We start from the raw sequence: 22,521 nt of genomic DNA on the forward strand, positions 1-22,521 counted from the left end.
CCGGTGGCAGCGAGGGCTCGATCAGCAGGCTCGGCGGAGGCGGCTCATTGCAGGCGGTGGGCCTGCGCCATCGCGACGATCACGCGGCGCGGTCCCTTGAACGGTTCGCGCGCGTGCGCCGTCAGCATGTTGTCCAACATCACGACGTCGCCCGTCTGCCAGGGAAAGATGATCTTGTGCCGGTCGAGCACGCCGCGCACCGCGGCGAGCGTCGCATCCTCGATCGGCGAGCCGTCGCCGTAATAGGCATTGCGCGGCAGCTCCAAGGGATCACCGACGATGTCGAGCAGGCTGTCGCGCACCTCCGGTGCGAGGCTCGAGACATGGAACAAATGCGCCTGGTTGAACCACACGACGTCCCCGGTCACGGGATGGACCGCGGTGCCCTGGCAGATCTGCCGGGTGCGCAACTCATCGCCATCCTTCCATTCGCAGGTGATCTCATGGGCGGCGCAATAGGCCTCGACCTCCGCCTTCGATTCTGTGCCGAACACCTGCCGCCAGTCGACATCGAGGCCGCTGCCGTAGTTGCGGACATACATGACGCCCTTCTCGGCAAACCGGTTTCGGATCGCAGCGGGCATGTCGCGGTAGATCAGCCGGCTGTCGGCGATCGGCGTCTCGCCGCCTTGTTGCGCGGCCTGCTGGCAGTAGAACCAGATCTTCATCGGCCAGTCGCGCGTATAGGCCTGCTCGTTGTGCAGCGGAATGCTCTGATGCGGCGGATACTCCGTCGAGGTGTAGACGCCGGAGCTGACCTGCGTGCGCGGCGTCGAGCCGAACTCATAGGTGAGCAGCGGATCGCCGAAGCTTGCGGCGAAGCTCCTGAAGCCTTCAGCGCCGTCCAGATGGAAATCACGGAACAGAATCCCGCCGCTCGCATACAGCTGGCGCTGGATCATGTCGCGCAGCTCGCTGACGACATCCGTCAGGGGCTGCTGCTTGCGGCTGGCCCGCAGAAGGAAAGGAAGCGCCTCCTGATCTATTTTAGGTTGCATCATGAACATGATTCCTCCCCACTTCCTTCCAAATCAGCATCAGCTCGTCTTCAACAATCCAGTCCAGCCGCTCGCTTGCGAGCCTCACCCCACCCCGGCTGCCGCAAGCCGCGGAGATCGCTGCCGCGCCAGCAGCGCGGTGATACGGCTCAACAGCTCGGCTTGCTGGGAGTGAATGAAGAAATGGTCGCCGGGCAGCATGTCGAGCCCGAAGCCCGCCGATGTCTCATCGCGCCAAGCCTCGAGCGCCTCACGGCGCGTCTCGTCGCTGTCGCCGCCGAACACATGGACCGGACAAGACAATGGCGGCCGCTGCCGATGGACGTAGTTGCCGCACATCAGGAAGTCGGCACGCAGGATCGGGAGCGCGTGACTCATGATCTCCATGCTCTGCAGGGCCTCCTGCGGCGTCCCTTTCAATCTCGTCAGCTCCTCGCGAAGCGCGTCATCGCCGAGCGGCTCCCGCCAGCGGCTGCCGTCACGCACGGCCGGCGCCTCGGTCCCCGACACCAGCAACATCTCTGGCTGCCCTACCCCGCGCGCGAGCAACCCGTGCGCAACCTCGAATGCAATCAATCCACCGAGACTATGCCCGAACATCACGTAAGGCGTCGTCCATCGCTCGCCGGCCAGCTCGGCCGCAAGCTGGTCCGCCAACGCAGCCGGATCCGCCTGCAACGGCTCATCCATCCGCATGCCGCGACCCGGCAGCTCCAGGGGGACGACGTCGATCCATACGGGAAGAACTCGTCGCCAGCGCGCATAGATCATTGCGCTGCCTCCCGCGTAGGGCAAACAGATCAGCCGCATCGCAGCCAGCCTCCCTTGCTTCAGGATTGCGCTGCCGGTGTGCCTTGAGAATTGTCCTGCATGAACTTGCGCAGCGAGAGCGGCCGCATGTCGGTCCAGACCCGCTCGATATGGTCCAGACATTCCTTCTTGCTGCCGGTCACGCCGACAGCAGTCCAGCCGTTCGGGATGTCCTTGAACGTCGGCCAGATCGAATATTGCTCTTCGTGATTCACGACGACGGTGAAGGTGACGTCGTCTCTGTCGAAGACCATCATGTCCGGCTACTCCTACTAACAAGCGATGGCGATGAACCAGGGGTAATGCAGTTGAGAATGACAGTCAAAAGGATACCGCCACTCCAACTTTTTAATCTCTCCAAGGTGACGTCTTCGCGACGACTCAACATCAGGGTGCAAGCGCATTCGGCGAGTGAGCAGGCATATCAATGACGGTTCGAACGACCATCACGCATCTTGCGTCAGCCCGATCGTGCGCATGAACTATAATTTTAACGAGTCGCTTTAGCGCTAATTGAGACGAACTAATCGCTCTGAAATCATTGGCCGCCGCGCATCTTCCCGCGGCGGCCTCATGGTTGGATTTCTGTCTGTCGCGTCAGAAGTTGAACGTTGTCGACACCAGATAGGTGCGCGGTGCTCCAAGCGTGATCACGCCGCTATAGGCGGATGCCCAATAGGCCTTGTTGAACACGTTCTCGACGCTGGCACGAACGACGATCGGCTTTCCATTCCAGGGAGACTTGAAGGTGTAGCGCGCGCCGAGATCGACGCGAGTCCAGTCCGGCAACGAAATGGTGTTCGTGGCATTCACGTATTGTGCCCCGGTATAGACGAAGCGTCCGGTCAGGGTCAGATCCCGCATGAAGGACGTATCCCACTCGGCACCGAGACTGACGGTGAGCTCCGGCACGCCGACCGCACGCTTGCCGTCAGTTGCTCCGCCTTGGGTCTGCTCCTGCACGCCGTGCGTATAGGCGACACCACCCAGCAGCCGCAGCGACGGCATGACCTCGCCGAACACGTTGAACTCGGCGCCGGTGTTGCGCTGCAAGCCGTTGAGCACCTGAGTTGCCTGCGTCGCGCCAGCCGCGGTCACGCTGATGACGCTCGGCCGCGTGATATCGAAGGCGCTGACGGTCGTCGTGATGCGGCCGAAATCGACCTTGACACCGGCCTCGACCTGCTTGGTCTGGCCAGGCGGGAACACTGTGCCGACATTCGTGAAATTGCCGGTCACGACGACCGGCGTCTGCAGGCCCTCGATGTAGTTGGCGTAGAGCGAGACATGCTCGACCGGCTTGATCACGAGCGCATAGGCCGGCGTCCACACCGAGGTGTCGGCAAACGGCCGGCTCGCGCCGTTGGGGAGAAAATTCGCGACTTCCGTGCCTGCCGTTTGCCGTCGAGCGCCGACCGTCAGCTGAATCCGCTTGTTGAGAATGGACATCGTGTCTGAGACACCCACGCTCCACAGATTGGCCCCGACCTGCTGATTAGCCGCCAGATTGGGAGAGAATCCGGTCAACGGGATGTTGCTCGGATCGGCATAGAGGTTCCACGACGTTGCCGGTATGGTCGCGGCCGTGACGACGCGCTGCGTATAGGTGCGGTCGGTGACGGAATAGCCGACATTGAGGGCATGGTTGATCGGCCCGGTGTCGGCCGTCAGGCGCAGCCCGGCTTCGCCGGCAAATGTCTGGTAGGTCTCGCTTCCCGTCAATGGAAGACCGCTCAGGGCGCCCGTGTTCGTAATCACCGGCGACGGATAGCGGTAGTTGATGTTGCTGTCGTGATACCCGAAGCCCGCATAGGCCGTGATGCGATCATTCAGATCGACCTCGCCCTTCACCGTGGAGAAGAAATCGGTCGGGGCATAGTACGCCCACGGCACCTGGAAGTTGGTGCCGGCCGACGGCGGCGCCGGAATGCTGGTCGTCGTCGCGCCGACGGTGAAGAACCGCAGCGGCGGATTCAGCTGATCGGCCTGATAGCCGACATCCGCGTCGATCCGCACGTTCTCGCCGTGATAGTCGACGGCGAGATGGGCGTTGCCGAACTCGTCCTTCTGACGGTCCCACGGCGTGTTGCCGTTCACATAGGTGCTGTTGAGCCGGACGCCCCATTCCTTGTGCTCGCCATACCGGCGACTGACGTCGACCTGCTCGCCGAATTGCGACTTCGAGGCGTAAGTCGTGGTCAACTGCGTGATGTCAGCATCGGGCGCATGCTTCGTCACCAGATTGACGCTGCCGCCGACGGCGCCGCCGCTCGATGCGCCGGTGCCGCCGACGGTCATGCCGTTGAGCAGAGCCGCTGGTCCCTTCAGCAGCTCGACGCGCTCGATGAAGTTGGCGCCCGTCGAGTAGTACGGCGCGATTCCGGCCAGGCCGTTCAAGGCGTAGTCGCCGCTGTCGTAGTAGAAGCCGCGGATGAACAGGCTGTCGGCGCCGCCTCCCGCCGCCTGGATCGTTCGCACCGAGGGATCGTTGACCAGCACGTCGCGGATGGTGCGGGCCTGCTGGTTCTGGATCAGTTGCGAGGTGAAGCTCGTCTGGTTGAACGGCGTGTCCATCACACCGCGATTGCCGAGCAGGCCGAGGCCGCCGCCGGTTGCGACCTGGCCGCCGGCATAGGGCGACGGCGGGGCACCGATGGTGCCAGTGGAGGGCGTCACGTAGGGCACGGGAGCCCTGGGAGGCAGGTTGCGGGTGGCAACACGGCGTTGCACGTTCCGCGTCGTCGTGGCCTGGCTTCGCTGCGTGGCCTGCCGGGTCTTGGGCTTGGGTGCATCGACGGTCACGTCGGGAAGTTTCGTCTGGGCGGATGCCTGCTGAATACCCCCGATCCCCAGAGTGAGCGCCAATGAGCTCACGAGCCCCCACGACATCGTCAACCTGACGTCTTTATCCTTCGCACGACAAACCATTCCGACACCCCAATCATTCCAAGTTCCAACTTGGTTCGTCGGCGCTCCTAACACACAGGTATTTGAGGATGGCGTCCTGCCACGTAGAACTGGTCTAACGAGCGACAGGACTGCGCGCGATTGCGATTCAAGGGATTGTCGTTACAGCGGGATTTTCTTCGCTGATGCTTCTTCGAAGACTTCCAAAGAAGCGCAGGATGAGACGACAGCGACGCAGAACTGCGCGGTCGACTCGACGGGAATGAGATCTGATCGTTCAACTCCCGGTCAGGCCTGACCTTCTTGAACAATTTTAACTCATCAGTCTACAAATTTTTGCTGTGATGTTGCTGCACGCCCGCCGCAGACGGGACGAACCACGTCCTCTCATGTGACGATAGGCGTCAGTTCATGTCTGATTGTAGAACGCGCTGCTCGCCTCCGCGGCTCTTGGACGAGCAGCGCAGTGACGGAGTGAGGATCAATGACTCCAGATAGACGCACGCCATTCAACGTCATGCGTTCGTATGGCGCGGGGCGTCGCACATGTGCGAGTGAACGGCATGACCTCGGATCCGGGTCAGCACCATTTTCGATAACGATGTGCTCGGCTTGGATGCGAGACGCGCGATCACTCAGAAAGCCGCGTCGCTCGGGTGGGCCTGACGGCCATCATCGACAGCCTTTCCCCGCCGATTCCACCGCGTGCCATAGATCAACGACAGCAGCACCGGCACCGACAGTCCGAGCCAGCAGAGGCCATCCCACAGGCCTTCGCCAAACAGCCCGAAGGCGAGCCCGGCTGCGGCGACGAGGCCGATCAGCAGCGGGGCGCGGAACACCTGCCAGGTCGAGAGTTGCGGCAGCCGCGCCGCCGATGTCGCAGACGAGCTCATGACGACACCACGGCGGCTGCCGCCTGTGCGGGGACGCTGGACGTCCTGCGCCTGCTGCCCCATCGCTTGGCCACCCAGAGATACAGGCCGCTGCACAGCACGATGATGGTGATGATGTCGAGCAGAGCCCAGATGATCTTCAACGGCAGCCCACCATAGTCGCCGAAATGCAGCGGCCGCGACACTTGCAGCGCGCGCAGATACCAGGCCAATGCCGGCGCGACCATCTTCGTGCTGTCCAGCGCATCGACCAGCACGGGCGAGAACATGCGCGCGGTGAACGGCGTCTTGCCCTTGGTCCACACGATGAGGTGTTGCGGGCTGCCGAACCGCGACGTGGTCGGCATGGTCACCGATGCCACCTGCCGATCGGGATGAGCCGTGCGCACGGCGTCGACCGCGGCCTCCACCGACGTCGCTTCGGCAAGCGGCTCGCCCTGATAGGGCGCGAGCAGCGCCGGCATCGTCTGCGCGCGCCAGAGATCGGACAGCGGCACGGCGAGCGTGTTGATGGTGCCGGTGATCCCCACCGCGAGCGTCCAGCTCACCGTGACGATGCCGAGCAGATTATGCAGGTCGAGCCATTTGAGACGCGCCGAGCGATCCCTCACCGTGCCGAACTGCAGCCGCCGCATGAACGGCCAGTAGACCACGACGCCGGATACGATCGATGCCGCGAAGACGAGCCCCATCAGACCGAGGAAGAGTTCGCCGGCCAGACCGGTGAACATGTCGCGGTGAATGCGCAGGATGACGTCCATCACGTCTTGATGCGGCGCCTCCTCGCCCAGCACAGCGGCGGTGCGGGCGTCGACCGTCACGCGATGCAGCTGTCCCGGCACCGGGATTGCGGTCGGCGACAGCGCGACGACCACGAGCGGCTCAGCCGTCTTCAGGGACACGAACAGCACGTGCTGCTCCGGTAGCTGCTGCCTGGCCGCGGCGATCAGGCGATCGAGCGGCAGAAGGGGCGTATCCGCCGGCATCGTAGGCGCTGCGATCTCGTCCTCGAGAAGATGATTGATCTCGTCATGGAAGATCAGCGGCAGTCCCGTCAGACACAGCATCAGCAGGAAGACCATGCTGATCAGCGATGTCCATGTGTGTACCTGAACCCAAACCCGCATTGCGCTCGAACCCACCTTGCGTCATCACCTGCCGAAGCGCGCCCCGCCGCGCGCCAGATCGTTTGCGTTCAATATCACCGAAGGCCTCAGCCAAGATCTCAGCCGCGAGCGGATGCCGACCTCGCAATTGAAACGCGACAAATCCAGAAACGATCAAGCCACGATCGCAGGGTGCACGATAGCAGCGGAAAAAAGGACGTTGTCCTGGCGGATCAGAACCGGTCCGGACGTTGCAACGGCAAGACTTCTGAACACTCAGATCAATCGTGATCCGGCATCTTGCGGATCATGTCGCGCCGATCAAATGATTTCAGCGTTGCCTCCGCTGGAATCCCTTTAAGGTAGAGCACCAATTGTGGCTTGCTCGCTCCAGAGCTATGCGTGAGCTGAGCGCTGCGATGGTCGCACCGAGGCGACATTCAGGCTGTCGGCGCGATGCGCGAATGAGGCTGTGACGAAAGCAGGGCCGGCCACATGCGCGAGCTCTGAGAGCTGGACGAAGCGCCCTCCTCGCGGCCTCGGCCTTGATGCTGCCCGACGCTCCCATCGAATGCAGCGGACGGTGCCGTGCGTCTCGCGGCCAACGCCAACAGAGCCGTCTCATCGGTCCGAGCTCATTCGGACAGGAACCCTTCCCTGCGGCGGCTGTTGCGGTCCCAGACGTCCGGCAGCTCATTCTCCAAGGGAGACTTTCATGGCAGTCCAGATCGTGATGGATCGAACAGGCGACAGCCGCTACCCGTTCGATCCGGCGAGCGCGGCGCAGGTGGCGGAGGCCGAGCGGCGCTTCCGGCAGTTGACCGGGCGCGGCTTCACGGCGACCGCCCGCGTCGCGCCGGGGCGCGTGGAGATCATCCGCTCATTCGACCCGCAGGTCGAGGAATGCGTGTTCTTCCCGCGGCTGGTCGGCGGCTAATAGAACCGGTCATGTTCGGCGTCGTCAGATCGCAGTGGCGGGTCTTGCTGCGCCGGCGGGCAGCGCGGCTCTTGGTCTGCCAGCACCGGGTTCACCGTACGCCGGCCGGCCGCGCGCGGCGTCTGTTGCAGCAATGGCTGACGCCGGCGCAATGGAAGCAGTTTTCCGCGCGCGGCTATTTCGACGTGACAGGCTCCCATAGCGGCCGTCGCTACCGGATCTTCAACGGCACGGCGATGAATGTCTGCCTGCTCGACGACCGCGGCCGCGTCCGCCGCGGCATCTGCTTCGTGCCCGTCGGCGACCTGCCGGCCGGAGACGTCATGCTGGCGCAGAAGCTGGCGCTGGAGCTCTGCGAGGACAGCGCGATCCTGGTCGCGCGGGAGTTCATCCCGCGCGGACAGTATTGGAGCTGACGCCCGGGAGGCCCGTTCGTCGGCAACTCACGAGCGTCGAGCCGAGCGTTCATCCATTCGCGCCTCCCGTCGACTTCATCGCCAAGGGGGTGGGCTCATGCTGCTGGCGAAACCTCCATGCGAGGCGCATGAGACAGCAGCGCTACGGGGCGAGAAATCTCGAGCAACTGCGGGAGTGGCCGGACGCAGCTCAGGTCTGTTAAGACGACGGGCAGTCAACTCCAGGCATTTTGGTCAAAACCCGTGACATTTCTTCGGAGCCGCGCCAAAACATTCGTGATCATCGGCTGGATTGTGTTCGTGATCGCGATCCCGGCATGCTTGGTAATCGGCGGAATGGCCGGCTTCAGCATGTTCTATTTCTCCGCAAGCCCGCAATATCAGCTGCATGCCTACGATCTCCAGGCGAGCAACCTTGTTCTTGCCGTCGGAGCGTTCACCACGGCGGCATCCACGATCGCTCTGGCGCTGAAGTTCCGGGCGATCGCATCGGCCTTGGTGATCGTGATCTGGAGCACGAGCCTCATCGGCACTCAGGTTGCACGCGCCTTCGTCAAGCCGGGACCGGACACTTTCGAGCGGCATGTCGGCGACGAGGTCTTTTCGCTGCCTTGGACGTACGCGCCCGCGTCTCCTGGATCAGCCCCGCCGGTCGCCGTCTCGCATGAGAACGGCTTTACCGCACAGGTTTGCTTCGCCAACCTCGGTGGTCGGACCGATGCCAGCTGCGGCATGTTCCAGGAGGTTCGAATTTCGCCTGACGAGGACGGCACCGCTGGCCCGGACTTGCAGTCCTGGCGCAAGCGCCGCTCGGAAATGATCCAAGGTCCGGACCGCAACGGCTATCAGACGTTCGACTTGAGCTATACCGTGCAGCCGAGCGGAATCGCGCGCATTCAACGTTACTACGCTCGGCTGAACCCCTCCGGGCAGCTCGCTCGGCTGGTGGTCTGTCAAGCTCCGCGCGAGATATTATGTACGCACCACGCGCTCGTTGGCCATTATTGGCTCGGATACCATGCTGACCTGGCGGCGGGTGATGAAGCGCTCGATGCGAGGCTCGCAGGACTGATCGAGTCATGGCGGCGCAATTAGCGCGTTTTGGGCGCGTTCATTGCCGATCTACGCTTTGTCCCGCTTCGCGATGAGGGCGGGTCGATTCTCACGACGCGTAGAGCCGGCGCCCTCGTGCTAGCTCGATCCGTGTCGCAGAGTGAAGGCCTCAATGAGATGCCCGCGGATCGACGCGATTGCGGGTGACGAGCCGCATTTCGACGGACGGAGCTGGACGGGTGGATTGGCACATCGTCCCAGGGGCGCGCGCTCACAGTCAGGATAAAGGAGGGGCGGGCCACCAGGCCGGCCCCTTGCCCGCAACTCAGCTCCTCGTGCTGGCGGTCTTGTCGAGCGCGGCGCGCAGGCCTTCCGCCAGTCTGACGGCGTCGTCGTTCGCCCAGAAATGCATGAAGAACAGCCGCGGCTCCTCGTCCAGCATATGGCTGTGCAGGGCCGTCACCTCGATGCCGTGCGTCCGCAACGCCAGGATGACCGGGTTCACTTCGTCGCGGGTGAGAACGAAGTCGCCGGTGACCGCCGCCTTGCCGCCTCCGGTCGGTTGAAAGTTGATGCCGATCGCAACGCCCAGCGGCCCAGCAGGTGTCAGCGACATGCCACCCTGCGTGATCGGGTCGCGCCGCTTGACGTTGAACTGGTAGACGCCGCCATTGGCCTGGCCTTTGACGCCGATGATCTGGTCGAGCTTTGATGTGTCGAGTTCGACGGCGGGCGGCGGACTCGTCGATGCCGCTGCCGTCAGTGGCGTCCTGCTCTCGGCCAGCGCGTCGTGGATGGCCGAGGCCAGCTTGACCGGGTCGCCCTGGCCGGCGACGTGCATGTAGAATGTTGCCGGGGTCGCACGCAGCAGATGATTGTGCACGGCGCTGATCTCGAGACCACTCGCGATCATCTTCGCCATCACCGGATTGATCTCGGTCTCGAGCAGCACAAGGTCGCCCATCACCATGGCGCCGCCATGAGCGGGCTTGAACGCGACCCACCCGCCGAGCGCCAGCGCCGGTTTGATCGTCACGCCGTCCAATGTCACGGCGAGATCACTGCGCGGAAAGCCGTAGCGGCGGACGTCGTCGGAGATGGCGGGCTTGCGGCCCAGTACGTCGTCAACGCGCTGCCAGTCTATGTCTTGGCCGTAGGCCGGGATCGACGGATCGAAGCGAAAGGCGGAAAGGCAGATGGCAAGGCCGATCAGGGCCCGGGGGATTCTTTTCATCGTGCTACTCCTTGTGATCAGCTTCGCTTCAGGCTCTGACCGCTGCCGTCTGCTCGTGCGGCTGTGACGCGCGCAAACCGCGAAGCGGAGCTACCGCAGATCGACGTGCACGACGATCGCCGCACCTATCGAAGGGAGACCAATCGTCGGGATGGAAAGAGCTGAGGGTTGCGGACATGCGGCGCCCTTGGTGATCAGGACGCGATGCTTGGGCATGTCGCCTCGTGGGGAGATCGCAATCCCCATCGTCGCCCAATCATCAGATGGGAGGAAGGTTCCTACGCTTCCCAAGAAATTCGGGGGGCTCACACGGCTCCGAGCCTCGACGGCGGCCGCCACGGTCGCCGTGCAGCGTCGGCGGGCAAGGAATAGCGAACGGATGAGGCGCGCCTGGACACGAAATTCTTTTGACCGTCCAAGCTGATTTGCCCTGTCCAGTCCCTCGGCGAAAAATATTCTTCTTTCGTTTTTTCCGTATTCATGCTTATCTACGCTCGTCCCGCCTCGCCATGAGGGGCGCATCGCGATCGTCACGACGCGCGGGGTGGGATGCGGTGGGTGCGAGGGTCTCGCAGCGTGGCCTCAGGCCATGCGGACGAACGAGGCCGCGCGCCGGCGAAGTCGCATGGTCCTGGTCTCCCGACGCTGAGGCCAAGCGGATGGTCATGATGATCCGTCCGTGACGGGGGCAAGACAGCCCGGTCCCCGGGGAGAGTGCGTATAAGCCGCCCAACCATCGCGCGGGGAATGCCGGGATGCCTCGGCTGAACCTGTGGTGACTGCCGCCTGCTTTTTTTCTGCAGGCGGGCCATGGGTGCGGCCAGCGCCCGGCATTCCCCGCGCCCTCATGATCCCGAGGGCGGACATCCCCGATCAACTCGGGCGCTCCCTGGCGCCGCGAGCCGGTGACGCGCATGCCGAGAATTCGAGCCACATCAGACGCAAGCGACAGCCGCCGAAAGCGGCCCAGGCGGATGCGACCCGCGTCCGCGCGATCAGTCGGACGATGCGTAATGCAGATAATCAGGATTGAACATGGCCGCATCCGTCAGCGCCTCGAAATCCGGCACGGTCAGCGTCCGGTCGCGCAGCACGATGAGGCCGGCGGAGCGCAGCTCCTGCAGGGTGCGGTTGACATGGACCACCGACAGGCCGGTGGCGTCGGCGAGATCCATCTGGGTGATCGGAAACGCGCAGCTCTCGCCTTCGACGAGCCCGACCGCCCGCAGCCGCGTCATCACCTCGCACAGCAGATGCGCCACGCGCTCGTAGGCGTCGCGGCGGCCGAGGTTCAAGGTCCATTCGCGCTGGATCGCGGCGTTGGAGAGCGTCTCGCACCAGAAGGCTTCCGCCAGCTTGCGGTCGCAGGCGATCAGGCTCTCGAACCGCTCGCGGTCGAGCTCGGCATAGCTGACCGGCGTCAGCGCCGCGATCGAATGATCGAGCCGCTTCACGAGATAGATCTGCGCATCGCAGGTGTCGCCAGGCAGGACAAGGTTGACGATCTGCCGGCGGCCATCTTCCAGCGCCTTGTAGCGCACGGCCCAGCCGGTCAGCATCATTCGGATGGTGGCCGCGACGTCGCCCTCGGCGGCCAGCTCCTGCCCGGCCGAGGCCAGCACGACATGGCCCCGCACGGACTGTTCGAGCTTCGCCGCCGCCTCGTCGGAGATCGCGCGGAACGCGCGCAGCCGGCGAAGCACGACATCCGCCGTGGACGCGCTGATGCCTCGGCCGCTCATCGCTGTGATGTCGCGGGGCTCTGGACGAAACTGCGGCTGAGCGGAAGGATGATCTGGAATTGCAGGCCCGCCGGATTGAACGACAGCTCCGTCCTGCCCTTCAGCTCGAACGCCAATGTCCGCTCCAGGATCTCGGTGCCAAATCCCTTTCGCTGCGACGGCTTCACCTCAGGCCCTCCTCTCTCGCGCCATTCGAACACCAGTTCATTGGGATCGACGCTCTCGTCGATGTGCCAGCTGATCTCGACCCGTCCGGCCGGCTGGCTCAGCGCGCCGTATTTCACTGCGTTGGTCGCTAGCTCATGAATGGCGAGCGACAGGGTCTCGGCCGCCTTGGGCTGCAGCCGCATCGACGGACCGGAGATGCGCACCTGCTCGCCCTCGCGCGCCTTGTAGGCCATCAGCTCGTCGGCCAGGAGATATTCGAGGTCGACGCCCGCTTCGGGATCGCGCGTCACCGCCGCCTGGGTGCGCGCCAGCGCGCCGAGCCGGCCGTCGAGATGGGCGGCATATTCGTCCACGGTCGAAGAGGTCTGCGCCGAGCGCCGCGCGATCGAGCGGACGACGCCCAGCGTGTTGCGCACGCGGTGCTGCAATTCGGCCAGCAGCAGGCGCTGGCGCTCCTCGGCGCGGGTGATCGCGGTGACGTCGATGAAGGTCATCACCACGCCGGCGATGAAGTTGTCGACGCTGCGATAGGGCAGCATGCGTACGATGTATCGGGTGCCGCTGTCGGGTGCCGTCAGCTCGCGCTCGGCGCTCGCCAGCGTGCGCAGCACCCGGCGGATGTCCTCGTACAGCTCCTCGATCGGGATCTTGGCCTTGATATGCGCGATCGGCCGGCCGACATCGGTCTCCACCAGATGCAGCACCTGGGTGATCGCGGGCGTGAAGTTCATCACCCGGAGATCATTGTCCACGAACACGGTCGCGATCTGCGTGCTCTCGAGGAAATTCTTCAGGTCGCTGGTGGCGCGCGTCAGCTCCTGGACGCGATGCGCGAGCTCGCCATTGACCGTCGTGAGCTCCTCGTTGACCGATTGCAGCTCCTCGCGCGAGGTCTCGAGCTCCTCATTGGCGGATTGCAGCTCCTCGTTCAGCGACTGATATTCCTCGTTGGAGGATTTGAGCTCCTCATTGGTGCTCTCGAGCTCCTCGATCGTCGCCTGCAGTCGCTCGCGCGTCGCCCGCAGCTCGCTTTCGAGCCGCTCGACATGCTCGCTGCGCACCAGCGCGCTGTTGCCGCTCGGCAGCGCGGTGGACGGACGCAGCGGGCCATCCTTGAACAGCACGACGAAGTTGCGGTGGCCGTCGGCCCCGTCCTCGACCGGCTCGACGGTGATGTCGACGCCGACCGTATGGCCGTTGACACCGAGCATCACCTGGTCGGCATGCACGATCTGGTTGGAGTCGCGCGCATGGCCGAGCGCCGTGCGCAATTCGAGCCTGAGGTCGCGATGCACGAGGCTGAGCAGATCCAAGGTCGCAGCACCCGCGGTCGGCTCGATGAAGCGGCCGGTGCGGCCGGAGAAGTGCAGGATCTGGAAGTTGCCGTCGGTGATGACATAGGCGGGCGCATAGCGCTCGGCGATGCGCTGGGCCTTGCGCTCGAGCCCGACATCGGCGTTGACCGTCCGGATCGTCGGCATCTCGACGGTCGCGCGCCCCGCAGCCGTGCTGATCGGGAATTCCGGCGGCAGCCGCGAGCCGCTGTCGAGCTTGCGGAAGATGCGCGCGCGACGGTCGACCGGCGCGAACAATTTCGGATGCCGGGTGACGTTTTCCGAATTGCCGAGGAACAGAAAGCGGCCAGGCAGCAGCGAGAAATGGAACAGCGGGATCACGCGGTTCTGCAACTCGGCGTTCAGATAGATCAGCAGATTGCGGCACGACACCAAATCGAGCTTGGAGAACGGCGCATCCTTGATGACGTTGTGCTGGGAGAAGATGCACATCTCGCGCAGCTCCTTGACCACGCAATAGGTGTCCCCCTCACGCACGAACCAGCGTGCGAGCCGCTCCGGCGTGATGTTGCCCTCGATGTCGGTGCGGTAGCGGCCGACCCGCGCCGCGGCCAGCGCCCGGCCGTCGATGTCGGTGGCGAAGATCTGCAGCGATGGCGGCGCGTCGAGCTTGGCCGCCTGCTCGCGCAACAGGATGGCGATCGAATAGGCCTCCTCGCCGGTCGCGCAGCCCAGCACCCAGACCCGGATCTGCTGCCCGCTCTGCTTGCCGGCGAAGATCTGGGGAATGACGTCCTGCTCCAGCACCTCGAACTCCCGCTTGTCGCGGAAGAACTCGGTCACGCCGATCAGGAGGTCGTTGAACAGGTGCTGCACCTCGTCCTTGTCGTTGCGGAGGAAATCGACATAGGCCGCGATGTCGCCGATCTGCACCACCTGCATGCGGCGCTGCACCCGGCGCAAGAAGGTGTTCTGCTTGTAGCCGTGAAAATCGTTGCCGGTCTTGTTGCGCAGGATGTCGGCGATGCGGCCGAGCGAGGCGGCGGCCGCGGCAAGCACCTCGTCGAAGCCCTGGCGCTCCTCGAGCCGGCGCAGGTGGCGGGCATAGACCTGGATGTGGTCCGCGATGTCCTCGGCCGGCAGCACGAAATCGGCGATCGCGGCGGCCCGGCTGCTGTCCTGCAGCTCTTCGGCTTCGTCGGCGAGGCGCTCGGCGAGCGCGAGCCCGCCATGATCCTTCAGCACGGCGACGCCGAGCGTGCCGTCACCGCCGGTGCCGGCCAGGATGACGCCGATCGCCTGCTCCGCACGCTCCTCGGCGAGCGACACCAGGAGGCTGTCGATGGTGGCGCGCTCGCCGGGCGCCTGCGGGCTCTGCCGCAGGAGGACGCGGTTGTCCTGCAAGGTGGCGATCATGTTGGGCGGGCAGAGGTAGATCGCCTGCCCTTCGATCTCGGCGCCATCCTCGAGATCCCGCAGGCGGACGCTCTCGAGCGGTTGCAGCACCTCGCGGAGCCAGCCTTCGTCGAGCGCTTCGCGATGCTGCAGCACCAGGACCATGGCGAGATCCTGATCGAGCGCGGCCTTGGACAGGAACCGGGCGAGGCTCGCCGTATTCCCGGCCGAGGCGCCCACACCGATCACCAGCGGCCGCCGCTTCTTGTCGCCAGATTGAGACTCGCCGCCCGTCGTCATACCTTGTCGCAAATCAAATCCGCCTCAGCCAAAAACAGAAAGAAACTAGCCGATCCGTCCTGCAAACAAAATAGCCGCAGGACACCGCCAACGCAGCAAGAAAGCAGGCTTTCCGCCGACGAATCCGGCCCGCGCGGCTTGATCTGCCGCAACATCGATGGTGCCGGTTTCCTCTACCTGTCGACCCATGACCGAGCCACTCAGCCTACCGATTCTGCAAATGCAGCTGGACCGTTTGGTTCCCGGCCAGGGCCTGCATCTGGCGACAGCGGATGTCGAGCGGATGTTCGGCTACAACGACGTCGCGACCGGGCGTATCAGGAACTTCGCGGACGGGCATGGCTGCATGTTCGCCTGGTGCGCGACAGGCGTGCAGTTCGTGAAGCTGCCCCGCCGCGACGGCTGACGCATCGCCACCGGAGCGCGCAGGCCGCCCGGCGGCCCTGCGTGTCAGGATTTCAGCTCGCGCTGCTGGCGGAGTCGCAGATAGGCCAACCGTTGCTGAATGAGCGCGCGATGCCGCTCCCACTCCGCCAGGCTCTCGCGTATCAGCACCGCGAGCCGCTCAGCCTCTTGCTTCGTCCTGTGGCCAACCGAGCTGGCGCAAGGCTGGCCCATGGCAGCGACCAGCCGCTCCTGGTTGCGCAGACGCGTTCGCCCCTTCAGAATGTCCGCGACGGCCTTGCGCAGCTGCATCTCCTCGGCACGGATCTCGGCCGCAATGGTCTCCGCCGAAAACATCGGGGCTTCTCTCCCCATCTTTCACCCCCCTGTTGCCGCCGGCAGATCGAGCGACTTGAGGACGACCTGCCTGATCAGATCGGCATAGCGCCTGTACTCGATGCATCTGTCGTCGTACATCTCGGCAATCGCCGTGCGGCCGCTGGCGCGCGCATCCTCGGCCATGCGGCGCACCAGCTCGGCGCGCTCCTCGATGATGCGCAGCGCCACTCGCATCGCCTCGTCGACCCGGCTCTCCTGCTCCCTGGCCAGCACGTCGGCCGTGAAGGCGTGCCCCACCTGGCAGCGAAACCGCAGCGGCTTGTCGACGGTGACGTGCGACAGCACGCCGCCGCAGCTCGGGCAGGTCAAGGCCGCCGGTCTGGAGATCGTCCCGAGGGTCTCGCTGTCGATGCGCTCGCCGGCTGCGATGTCCACCTCCAGGCGGATGTCAGGCGGAGCGGGCCCCGCCGCGTCGGCCTTCGCCTTGGTCAGGCCGGCGAGGACATCGCCGATCTCAGCGCCCGGCAGGCAGTAGTCGACGGAACTGGCTTCGAGCGCACGCCGCGGCATCTCATCAGCAAGCGCATCCGTCGGCGCCTGCACCATCGCCACCCCGCCGCAGCGCTTAATGGCGTTGAGGCCGGACGCACCGTCTGATAGAAGACCACTTAGGATAATACCGATGACCCTGGGCCCATAATGCAGCGCAGCAGATCGGAACAGGGGATCGATGGCCGGACGAACCATGTTCTCGCGTGGGCCGCGGCCGAGCATGATCTCGCCATTCACGACCAGCAGGTGATGATCGGGCGCCGCGAGATACACCGTTCCGTTTTCGATCGGCATCCCATCCATGGCGTGCTTGACCGGAAGCCGGCCCGCCGCGTGGACGACCGTCGACAGGATGCCGATTCCGCGTGCGGGAATGTGTAGCACGACAAACACCGCGGCGGGGATATCAGGCGGCAGCCGCCCGAGAATCTCCTTCAGCGGTGCGGTTGCTCCCGATGAGCCGCCGATGACGATGATGTCTCGGTTGAACAAGATCCGATCCTTCTCGAGCGTCGCACAGGAACACGGGTTGTTTTGTACCGTTGGGCGACAAGGTATTTGTCCATCGGTCGTTCCTATCAGTCATTCTCATAGGAGAACTTCATGCATCATGGATCGGCCATTCCGCGGACGTCCTCACAGCCATTTGCCGGACGATCGATCCTGATTGTCGAGGACGAGTATTTTCTGGCCGATGATCTCGCCGATGAGTTCCGGCGCCGCGGCGCTGAGGTGATCGGACCGATGTGTGATATCGACGAGGCGCAGGCGCTGCTGCGGTCCGGGCAATCGTTCGATGCCGCCCTGCTCGACATCAATGTCCGCAGCGAGATGATCTTCCCGGTGGCGCGCATGCTGCGCGAGCGCAACATTCCATTCGTCTTTACGACTGGGTATGACAAGGCGTCCATACGGCCCGAATTCGCCGACGTTCCACACTGGGAAAAGCCGATCGATATCTCGTCCGTGGCCGACTTTCTTGCGGCGAGGCTGCGCGAGCATTGATATCTCGACCTGACGTCTCCTCGCGTCTCGCTCACCGCGCGGCGATGGCACTGGCAGGCCGCCGTGCCATCGCCTGCTGGCCGTCAGCGGCAGCGGTGCATGCGGCCGTCCACGCCCTGCACCATGGCGCCGCGCGGGCATGCGACCCAGTTGCCGGCGACGTTGCCGGCCGTGTAGGTGCCGACGTTAGACTCATCGCCATTGCCCCACCCCGCGCCGCCGCCCATCATCGCGTAGGAATTGTCCCAGCCCGAGTTGCCCCAGCCGCTATCCCATGCCCCCACCGGGCGGAACGGAGCCGTGGCGATCGCGCCGGCAGCACCGACCGCATCACCGACGACGTCGCCCGCAGCCTCGGCCGGCGCGAAGTCGTTGTCGCTACGCCGCGCGTGGGCGCGGCTTGCGCGCCAGTGGCGCGACCGGTTCACATCACCACGCCTTTCGAGCGTGGGGCCGGTGCCGGTGTAGGGATTGCCAGGTCCGAGGTTCTGGCAATTCGCGTTTGGAAATTCCGCCTCGCAACGACCGGGGTCGTTGATCACCGGTTGCGCCAGCGCGGGAGCGGCGCTCATCGCCGTGAGCGCGAGCGCTCCGAGAACATGTTTCATCGCTATCATTGCAAATCTCCTGATGTGTTCGATGTTGTCAACGTGTCGATCTGGACCGTGTGAGCGTCTGCGGCTAAGCGAAGGCGCATCGCAACGTTCCAATGAACATACGATCGGCCTCGAACCGACGCCGACGATCATTGCCGCCCCCGGCGATCCGCGATCAGCGCCGGAACTCCGATGGGACGCGCGGTGTTTGCGTGGGGATGGTCAAATCCCCAGCTCCGCGCCAATCCCCAACCTCCGCCCGCACCTCGCAATCGCGAACGCAACGGCCGCCGTCGTCCGCGGCCTCGCTCGGCCTCATCGCAGCTCATCTGCTGCAAGCACGGCAGAGGCCGACATCTCCCGGTTTGCTCTTCATTGCGAGCCACGAGCCCCGCGCCGAACGCCTCGCCGCTGCACTCCATGCGATGGATCCCGCCTGCGGCGTTCTCGTGCTGCCGCGCTTCGACACCTTGCCCTTCGACAACGTCGAGCCGTCGCGCGAGCTCGCCGGACGCCGCGCCCATGTGCTGCGGCGCCTGGCCGAGCGCGCGAGCAAGCCGCTGCTGATTTCGACCGTCGAGGCCATGCTGCCGCGCGTTCCGCCATGGCAATGCTGGGCCGATGCCTGCCTGCGCATCGAGACCGGATCATCCATCGACCTCGACGGATTTCGCAGCACGTTGGTCAGCTTGGGCTATACAGCCGACGAGCCGCCCGACGATCCGGGCGGCGTGCTGTTTCACGGCCAGACCACCGAGCTGTTTCCGGCCGGCGCCCTCGGGCCTGTCAGGATCAGTCATGCCGACGGCGTGATCAGCGGCATTCATTTCTTCGATCCCGTGCACCAGGACGAGATCGCGGCGATCCAGACATTGCTGATCGATCCAATGTCGGAACGCGGCATTGGCGGCGAGGCGAAGCCCGTCGACATCTTCGACTATCTAAGCGACGCCGAGATCATCGCCGACAACGACGTTCCGGAGCGCGCGGAGCTGCGGCTTGCAGCACTCGATGAGAGCGGCGTCGACAACAGCCGCCGCGAACGCGCCTTCATCGGCCGCAGCGGCTGGCAGCGCGCGTTGCGCAGCGGACTGCTTCTGCCAAAGACCGACGATGGCGAGCCGATCCCGCGCTTCGTCGAGCAGAGAGCAGCTCGCACTGCGCTTCGGCGGTTCATCGAAAGCTGCAGGCGGCGTGGCGCCAAGATCACCTTCACCGCGGCCGCCGAGAACGATCTGCAGCGCATGGAGCGCCTCGCCGGGGTTACGACCGAGCGGCGCGTCAATTGGGCCGCGGCAACGCGAACACGAGGCGACGTGATCACCTCGCTGCTCGTCGATCTCGATCGCGGCTTTACGACCGACGCGAGCCGCCCGAGGATCGTCATTACCGCGGCGGAGGTGCTCGGCAGCAGGGCTCGGCATCTCCTGCCGATGGCACGCCAACAAGCAGCAGCTGCGGACGCCGCCAGCATTCCCGTGCCAGGTAGCGCCGTGATTCATCTGCAGCGCGGGCTCGCGCGGCTCGACGGGCTGGAGATCGTCGCGGCGCCGGATGTCAGCCCGCGCGAGATGGTCCGTCTTGTTTTCGCCGACGACGAGGCAATCCTCGTGTCGCTCGCCGAGCTCGCGATGGTGTGGCCGTATGCGCGCGATCCGAGCGGGATCAAGCTCGATGATGCCGGTGGTAGCTCGTGGGCGTCACGTTGTCTGCAGGCTGAAAGTGAGATCGACCGTACGGCTGAGATGCTGTCCGAGCAGATCCGCACGCGGCTTCGCACCGAGGCGCCGCGCATCGTCGCTCCCGCGATGGAGTACGAGCGTTTCGTGGCGCGATTCCCTTACGTCACCACGCCGGATCAGGCTGCCGCGATCGAAGACGTGCTGAGGGACCTCGGTGCGGGACATCCCATGGACCGGGTCGTGTGCGGCGACGTCGGCTTCGGCAAGACCGAGGTCGCGTTGCGGGCCGCAGCGGCGGCCGTGCTCGCCGGCCGGCAGGTCGCCCTGATCGTGCCGACGACGGTGCTCGCCGCGCAGCATGTCCAGACATTCACGAAACGCTTCGCGCCATTCGGAATCGGCATCGGTCATCTCTCGCGCTTGTCATCAGCAGCTGACGCGCGCAGCACCAAGCGGCAGCTCGAGGACGGTTCGCTCAAGCTCGTCATAGGCACAACGGCGCTTGCTGCAGACGACGTGCGGTTCGCGGATCTCGGTCTCGTCATTATCGACGAGGAGCAACATTTCGGGACCGCCGACAAGGCCAGGCTCGCGACATTGCGCACGGGCCTCCATACATTGACGATGAGTGCGACGCCGATCCCGCGCACCATGGCGAGCGCTATCGCGGGCATGCGCGATCTCAGCGTCATGGCGACGCCGCCGACGCAACGTCGCCCCGTGATCACCAGGATTGCACCTGTCCTCGATGCCACGCTGGCGATCGCGCTGCGCAAGGAGCACGCTCGGGGCGGGCAGAGCTTCGTGATCTGTCCGCGGATCAAGGATCTCGGCCCGATGCAGGAGCGGCTGCGGCAAGTGGTCCCCGAGCTCAGCATCACTGTGATCCACGGACGCATGCCGGGCCGGGATATCGATGCACAGATGATGCGTTTCGTCGCAGGCGAGGCCGACGTCCTGCTGGCGACCAACATCGTCGAGAACGGCCTGGACATTCCCCGCGCCAACACGATCCTGATTTCCGGCGCCGAACGCTTCGGCCTGTCCCAGCTGCATCAATTGCGCGGGCGTGTGGGGCGCGGCGGCACCCGCGCCTTCGCCTATCTGCTCACTGATGCGGCCGGCGACGAGGCCGAGAAACGGCTCCAGGCCTTGCAGGAGCTGAGCTTCGCCGGTGCGGGGTTTCAAATCAGCGCACGCGATCTCGATCTGCGCGGCGCCGGTGATCTGCTGTCGGAGCAGCAGGCGGGCCATGTCCAGATCTTCGGGCCGCCGCTCTATCACGAGCTGCTGTCACGCGCCTTGAACGGACGGCCGCACCGCGCCGCCGAGATCTGGCTTCCGGAGCTGCGTGTCGATCTGCCGGCATTCCTGCCGACGGACTACGTCCAGGACCAGCCGACACGGCTCGATGTCTACGCCCGACTGGCTCACGCCGAGAGCGCCGCAGAGATCGACGACATCGAGGATGACATCCGGCTTCGCTTCGGCCCGTTGCCGCCGGAAGCGTGCAACCTGATCGCGACGACGCAAATCGGCCTCGAGTGCCGTGCCCTCGGCATCGCACGGCTGGATGTCGGCACGAGCGGCATCGCCGCGCGGCTGCGGCCCGCCTCCGTTTTGCAAGGCGCCAAGGGCAGGCGATCACGCCTGCTCTACAAACACGACATCCGCCACAGTCGCATGCTGGACACGGCAATCAGATTCCTCGCCGCGCTCAAGCGCACCGCATCTCCTTCAAACAGGTTGTAGAGCGGAGTTCGAGACGGACCATGCGACGAGTTCACCATCGCCATGCGCCATACGAGTGGCGCCATGAGCAGCAAAACAGCGGTCCCGATAAAGTCATCGCGACGGTCGAAGATCGAGAAGATCGTATCAACGATCAGAAGCGCGGGCTTGATGCCGCGTCGTTTGAGGTCGTCGATGGCCGCCTGGACGTGGTCGTGGAAACGCTGCCCGGCGTCCTCGCCCGGGTTCCTGTAGGAGTCCGGCGGCGAACGCTGGCCGACCTCGGGCTCAATGAGCCGATAGTCGCACTCGGTGTGATCCTGCCGGCGGCATCTGCGCCCAAGGCGATCGCCTTCCAAGGACGGTTAGTGAACGAGCCCCGACGAGGTGGACGCACCCATCAGTGTCGCGGCTCGCCGCAATCATCGATCCTTGTCCAGCATGTTGGTCCGTTCTGGACGATAGCTGCCCGCCGGAGCACCGATTCTAGGCCGGATAGGTGTCGTTGGTGTAGACGGCACAGCTGTTGATGAAGTTATCGGCGTTGATGCCGACCTTGAAACCCGTCAGAAAGCGCCCGTAGACCTGCGGCGCGATCTCGTTGTCGAACCCTCCAGGACCCGCTGTGAAGGACTCAGGCTGCGGCGGCGTGCCAGGGATAATCGAGTTGATCACGATCTGCCGGAAACTGCCGTACCCGTAGCCCGAATCGTGCAGCAGCATCTCCTTGAGATACTCGCGCGGTGCGAAATTGTACGACGTCAATGTGTAGTCCACGTCGTCGGCGCCGCCCACGCTCGCCTTCTCTCCGTTGAGATAGGTCCATTTCATGCCGCGAATCTTGTCGCCGTCCCAGCGGACGGCAAGATACCTGATGACGGAATCCGGGTTATGCAGATCGACCGTATTGGCAGCCGCGTTAGGATTGCCGATGGTGTCAGAGAGCGTCTCAGTCATGATGCTGGTCCTTTCCTG

General features: G+C 64.6%; 20 protein-coding genes. 6 read left to right on the top strand and 14 right to left on the bottom strand.

The window, feature by feature from the left end; genetic code table 11:
* Positions 1-44 precede the first annotated feature (44 nt).
* The 6 genes from BRAD285_RS22595 to BRAD285_RS22620 all read right to left on the bottom strand — a co-directional run bounded on the left by BRAD285_RS22595 (position 45) and on the right by BRAD285_RS22620 (position 6,738).
* Complete coding sequence (locus BRAD285_RS22595; protein ID WP_006610946.1) at positions 45-1,007, bottom strand: TauD/TfdA family dioxygenase; 963 nt, start codon at positions 1,005-1,007, stop codon at positions 45-47.
* A 75-nt stretch (positions 1,008-1,082) separates the two neighbouring features.
* Positions 1,083-1,769, bottom strand: a complete 687-nt coding sequence (locus BRAD285_RS22600) for a thioesterase II family protein (protein WP_006610947.1) — start codon at positions 1,767-1,769, stop codon at positions 1,083-1,085.
* A gap of 59 nt (positions 1,770-1,828) precedes the next feature.
* Positions 1,829-2,065: an MbtH family protein gene (locus tag BRAD285_RS22605; RefSeq protein ID WP_006610948.1), complete on the bottom strand. Its 237-nt coding sequence runs from the start codon at positions 2,063-2,065 to the stop codon at positions 1,829-1,831.
* Between the two features lie 340 nt (positions 2,066-2,405).
* Complete coding sequence (locus BRAD285_RS22610; RefSeq protein ID WP_006610949.1) at positions 2,406-4,736, bottom strand: TonB-dependent siderophore receptor; 2,331 nt, start codon at positions 4,734-4,736, stop codon at positions 2,406-2,408.
* Between the two features lie 614 nt (positions 4,737-5,350).
* Positions 5,351-5,611, bottom strand: a complete 261-nt coding sequence (locus tag BRAD285_RS22615; protein ID WP_006610950.1) for a hypothetical protein — start codon at positions 5,609-5,611, stop codon at positions 5,351-5,353.
* The gene (locus BRAD285_RS22620; protein WP_006610951.1) at positions 5,608-6,738 is read right to left on the bottom strand and encodes a PepSY domain-containing protein; all 1,131 of its coding nucleotides are present in this window, start codon (positions 6,736-6,738) and stop codon (positions 5,608-5,610) included. The genes BRAD285_RS22615 and BRAD285_RS22620 overlap by 4 nt, the downstream gene beginning before the upstream one ends.
* A 694-nt stretch (positions 6,739-7,432) precedes the next feature.
* Here BRAD285_RS22620 and BRAD285_RS22625 point away from each other — a divergent pair.
* From BRAD285_RS22625 to BRAD285_RS22635, 3 genes are all read left to right on the top strand, one after another.
* The gene (locus tag BRAD285_RS22625) at positions 7,433-7,654 is read left to right on the top strand and encodes a hypothetical protein (RefSeq protein ID WP_006610952.1); all 222 of its coding nucleotides are present in this window, start codon (positions 7,433-7,435) and stop codon (positions 7,652-7,654) included.
* An 11-nt stretch (positions 7,655-7,665) separates the two neighbouring features.
* On the top strand, positions 7,666-8,070 hold the full coding sequence (locus BRAD285_RS22630) for a hypothetical protein (protein WP_050886807.1): 405 nt from the start codon (positions 7,666-7,668) through the stop codon (positions 8,068-8,070).
* 276 nt (positions 8,071-8,346) lie between these two features.
* Positions 8,347-9,165, top strand: coding sequence for a hypothetical protein (locus tag BRAD285_RS22635; RefSeq protein WP_035645647.1), 819 nt, complete (start codon positions 8,347-8,349; stop codon positions 9,163-9,165).
* Between the two features lie 283 nt (positions 9,166-9,448).
* On the opposite strand, the gene BRAD285_RS22640 is transcribed toward BRAD285_RS22635, so the two are convergent.
* The 3 genes from BRAD285_RS22640 to BRAD285_RS22650 all read right to left on the bottom strand — a co-directional run bounded on the left by BRAD285_RS22640 (position 9,449) and on the right by BRAD285_RS22650 (position 15,257).
* Positions 9,449-10,357, bottom strand: a complete 909-nt coding sequence (locus tag BRAD285_RS22640) for a DUF1259 domain-containing protein (RefSeq protein ID WP_006610955.1) — start codon at positions 10,355-10,357, stop codon at positions 9,449-9,451.
* A 995-nt stretch (positions 10,358-11,352) separates the two neighbouring features.
* On the bottom strand, positions 11,353-12,099 hold the full coding sequence (locus BRAD285_RS22645) for a Crp/Fnr family transcriptional regulator (protein ID WP_006613551.1): 747 nt from the start codon (positions 12,097-12,099) through the stop codon (positions 11,353-11,355).
* Complete coding sequence (locus BRAD285_RS22650) at positions 12,096-15,257, bottom strand: CheR family methyltransferase (protein WP_035647628.1); 3,162 nt, start codon at positions 15,255-15,257, stop codon at positions 12,096-12,098. Before BRAD285_RS22650 ends, BRAD285_RS22645 begins: the two co-directional genes overlap by 4 nt.
* 220 nt (positions 15,258-15,477) lie before the next feature.
* Between BRAD285_RS22650 and BRAD285_RS22655 the strand changes: the two genes are divergently transcribed.
* Positions 15,478-15,663, top strand: a complete 186-nt coding sequence (locus BRAD285_RS22655; protein ID WP_009026863.1) for a hypothetical protein — start codon at positions 15,478-15,480, stop codon at positions 15,661-15,663.
* 44 nt (positions 15,664-15,707) lie between these two features.
* On the opposite strand, the gene BRAD285_RS22660 is transcribed toward BRAD285_RS22655, so the two are convergent.
* A complete protein-coding gene (locus BRAD285_RS22660) occupies positions 15,708-16,016 on the bottom strand; it encodes a hypothetical protein (RefSeq protein WP_006613548.1) in 309 nt (102 codons plus the stop codon).
* 3 nt (positions 16,017-16,019) lie between these two features.
* A complete protein-coding gene (locus tag BRAD285_RS22665) occupies positions 16,020-17,024 on the bottom strand; it encodes a chemotaxis protein CheB (RefSeq protein ID WP_006613547.1) in 1,005 nt (334 codons plus the stop codon).
* A 111-nt stretch (positions 17,025-17,135) separates the two neighbouring features.
* On the opposite strand from BRAD285_RS22665, the gene BRAD285_RS22670 reads away from it, so the two are divergent.
* Entirely contained in the window at positions 17,136-17,537 is a 402-nt protein-coding gene (locus tag BRAD285_RS22670; RefSeq protein WP_006613546.1) for a response regulator, read from the top strand.
* Positions 17,538-17,620: 83 nt separating this feature from the next.
* On the opposite strand, the gene BRAD285_RS22675 is transcribed toward BRAD285_RS22670, so the two are convergent.
* Positions 17,621-18,154, bottom strand: coding sequence for a hypothetical protein (locus BRAD285_RS22675; protein WP_006613545.1), 534 nt, complete (start codon positions 18,152-18,154; stop codon positions 17,621-17,623).
* A gap of 404 nt (positions 18,155-18,558) precedes the next feature.
* Between BRAD285_RS22675 and BRAD285_RS22680 the strand changes: the two genes are divergently transcribed.
* Entirely contained in the window at positions 18,559-21,567 is a 3,009-nt protein-coding gene (locus tag BRAD285_RS22680) for a DEAD/DEAH box helicase (protein WP_244422298.1), read from the top strand.
* Here BRAD285_RS22680 and BRAD285_RS35480 read toward each other — a convergent pair.
* Together BRAD285_RS35480 and BRAD285_RS22685 are read right to left on the bottom strand one after the other, a co-directional pair.
* Positions 21,471-21,905 carry a hypothetical protein gene (locus BRAD285_RS35480; RefSeq protein WP_139020667.1) on the bottom strand — a complete coding sequence of 145 codons (435 nt, stop codon included), beginning with the start codon at positions 21,903-21,905 and terminating at the stop codon, positions 21,471-21,473. The genes BRAD285_RS22680 and BRAD285_RS35480 overlap by 97 nt on opposite strands.
* A 127-nt stretch (positions 21,906-22,032) precedes the next feature.
* Positions 22,033-22,503, bottom strand: a complete 471-nt coding sequence (locus BRAD285_RS22685; RefSeq protein ID WP_006613543.1) for a hypothetical protein — start codon at positions 22,501-22,503, stop codon at positions 22,033-22,035.
* Positions 22,504-22,521 lie beyond the last annotated feature (18 nt).

Source organism: Bradyrhizobium sp. ORS 285, from assembly GCF_900176205.1.
Classification (GTDB): domain Bacteria; phylum Pseudomonadota; class Alphaproteobacteria; order Rhizobiales; family Xanthobacteraceae; genus Bradyrhizobium.

Bases quoted from the DNA above. Each gene is read 5' to 3' on its own strand.
- BRAD285_RS22595 (WP_006610946.1), bottom strand. From the start codon at position 1,007: ATGTTCATGATGCAACCTAAAATAGATCAGGAGGCGCTTCCTTTCCTT.
- BRAD285_RS22600 (WP_006610947.1), bottom strand. From the start codon at position 1,769: ATGATCTATGCGCGCTGGCGACGAGTTCTTCCCGTATGGATCGACGTC.
- BRAD285_RS22605 (WP_006610948.1), bottom strand. From the start codon at position 2,065: ATGATGGTCTTCGACAGAGACGACGTCACCTTCACCGTCGTCGTGAAT.
- BRAD285_RS22610 (WP_006610949.1), bottom strand. From the start codon at position 4,736: ATGGTTTGTCGTGCGAAGGATAAAGACGTCAGGTTGACGATGTCGTGG.
- BRAD285_RS22615 (WP_006610950.1), bottom strand. From the start codon at position 5,611: ATGAGCTCGTCTGCGACATCGGCGGCGCGGCTGCCGCAACTCTCGACC.
- BRAD285_RS22620 (WP_006610951.1), bottom strand. From the start codon at position 6,738: ATGCGGGTTTGGGTTCAGGTACACACATGGACATCGCTGATCAGCATG.
- BRAD285_RS22625 (WP_006610952.1), top strand. From the start codon at position 7,433: ATGGCAGTCCAGATCGTGATGGATCGAACAGGCGACAGCCGCTACCCG.
- BRAD285_RS22630 (WP_050886807.1), top strand. From the start codon at position 7,666: ATGTTCGGCGTCGTCAGATCGCAGTGGCGGGTCTTGCTGCGCCGGCGG.
- BRAD285_RS22640 (WP_006610955.1), bottom strand. From the start codon at position 10,357: ATGAAAAGAATCCCCCGGGCCCTGATCGGCCTTGCCATCTGCCTTTCC.
- BRAD285_RS22645 (WP_006613551.1), bottom strand. From the start codon at position 12,099: ATGAGCGGCCGAGGCATCAGCGCGTCCACGGCGGATGTCGTGCTTCGC.
- BRAD285_RS22650 (WP_035647628.1), bottom strand. From the start codon at position 15,257: ATGACGACGGGCGGCGAGTCTCAATCTGGCGACAAGAAGCGGCGGCCG.
- BRAD285_RS22655 (WP_009026863.1), top strand. From the start codon at position 15,478: ATGCAGCTGGACCGTTTGGTTCCCGGCCAGGGCCTGCATCTGGCGACA.
- BRAD285_RS22660 (WP_006613548.1), bottom strand. From the start codon at position 16,016: ATGGGGAGAGAAGCCCCGATGTTTTCGGCGGAGACCATTGCGGCCGAG.
- BRAD285_RS22670 (WP_006613546.1), top strand. From the start codon at position 17,136: ATGCATCATGGATCGGCCATTCCGCGGACGTCCTCACAGCCATTTGCC.
- BRAD285_RS22675 (WP_006613545.1), bottom strand. From the start codon at position 18,154: ATGATAGCGATGAAACATGTTCTCGGAGCGCTCGCGCTCACGGCGATG.
- BRAD285_RS22680 (WP_244422298.1), top strand. From the start codon at position 18,559: ATGGATCCCGCCTGCGGCGTTCTCGTGCTGCCGCGCTTCGACACCTTG.
- BRAD285_RS22685 (WP_006613543.1), bottom strand. From the start codon at position 22,503: ATGACTGAGACGCTCTCTGACACCATCGGCAATCCTAACGCGGCTGCC.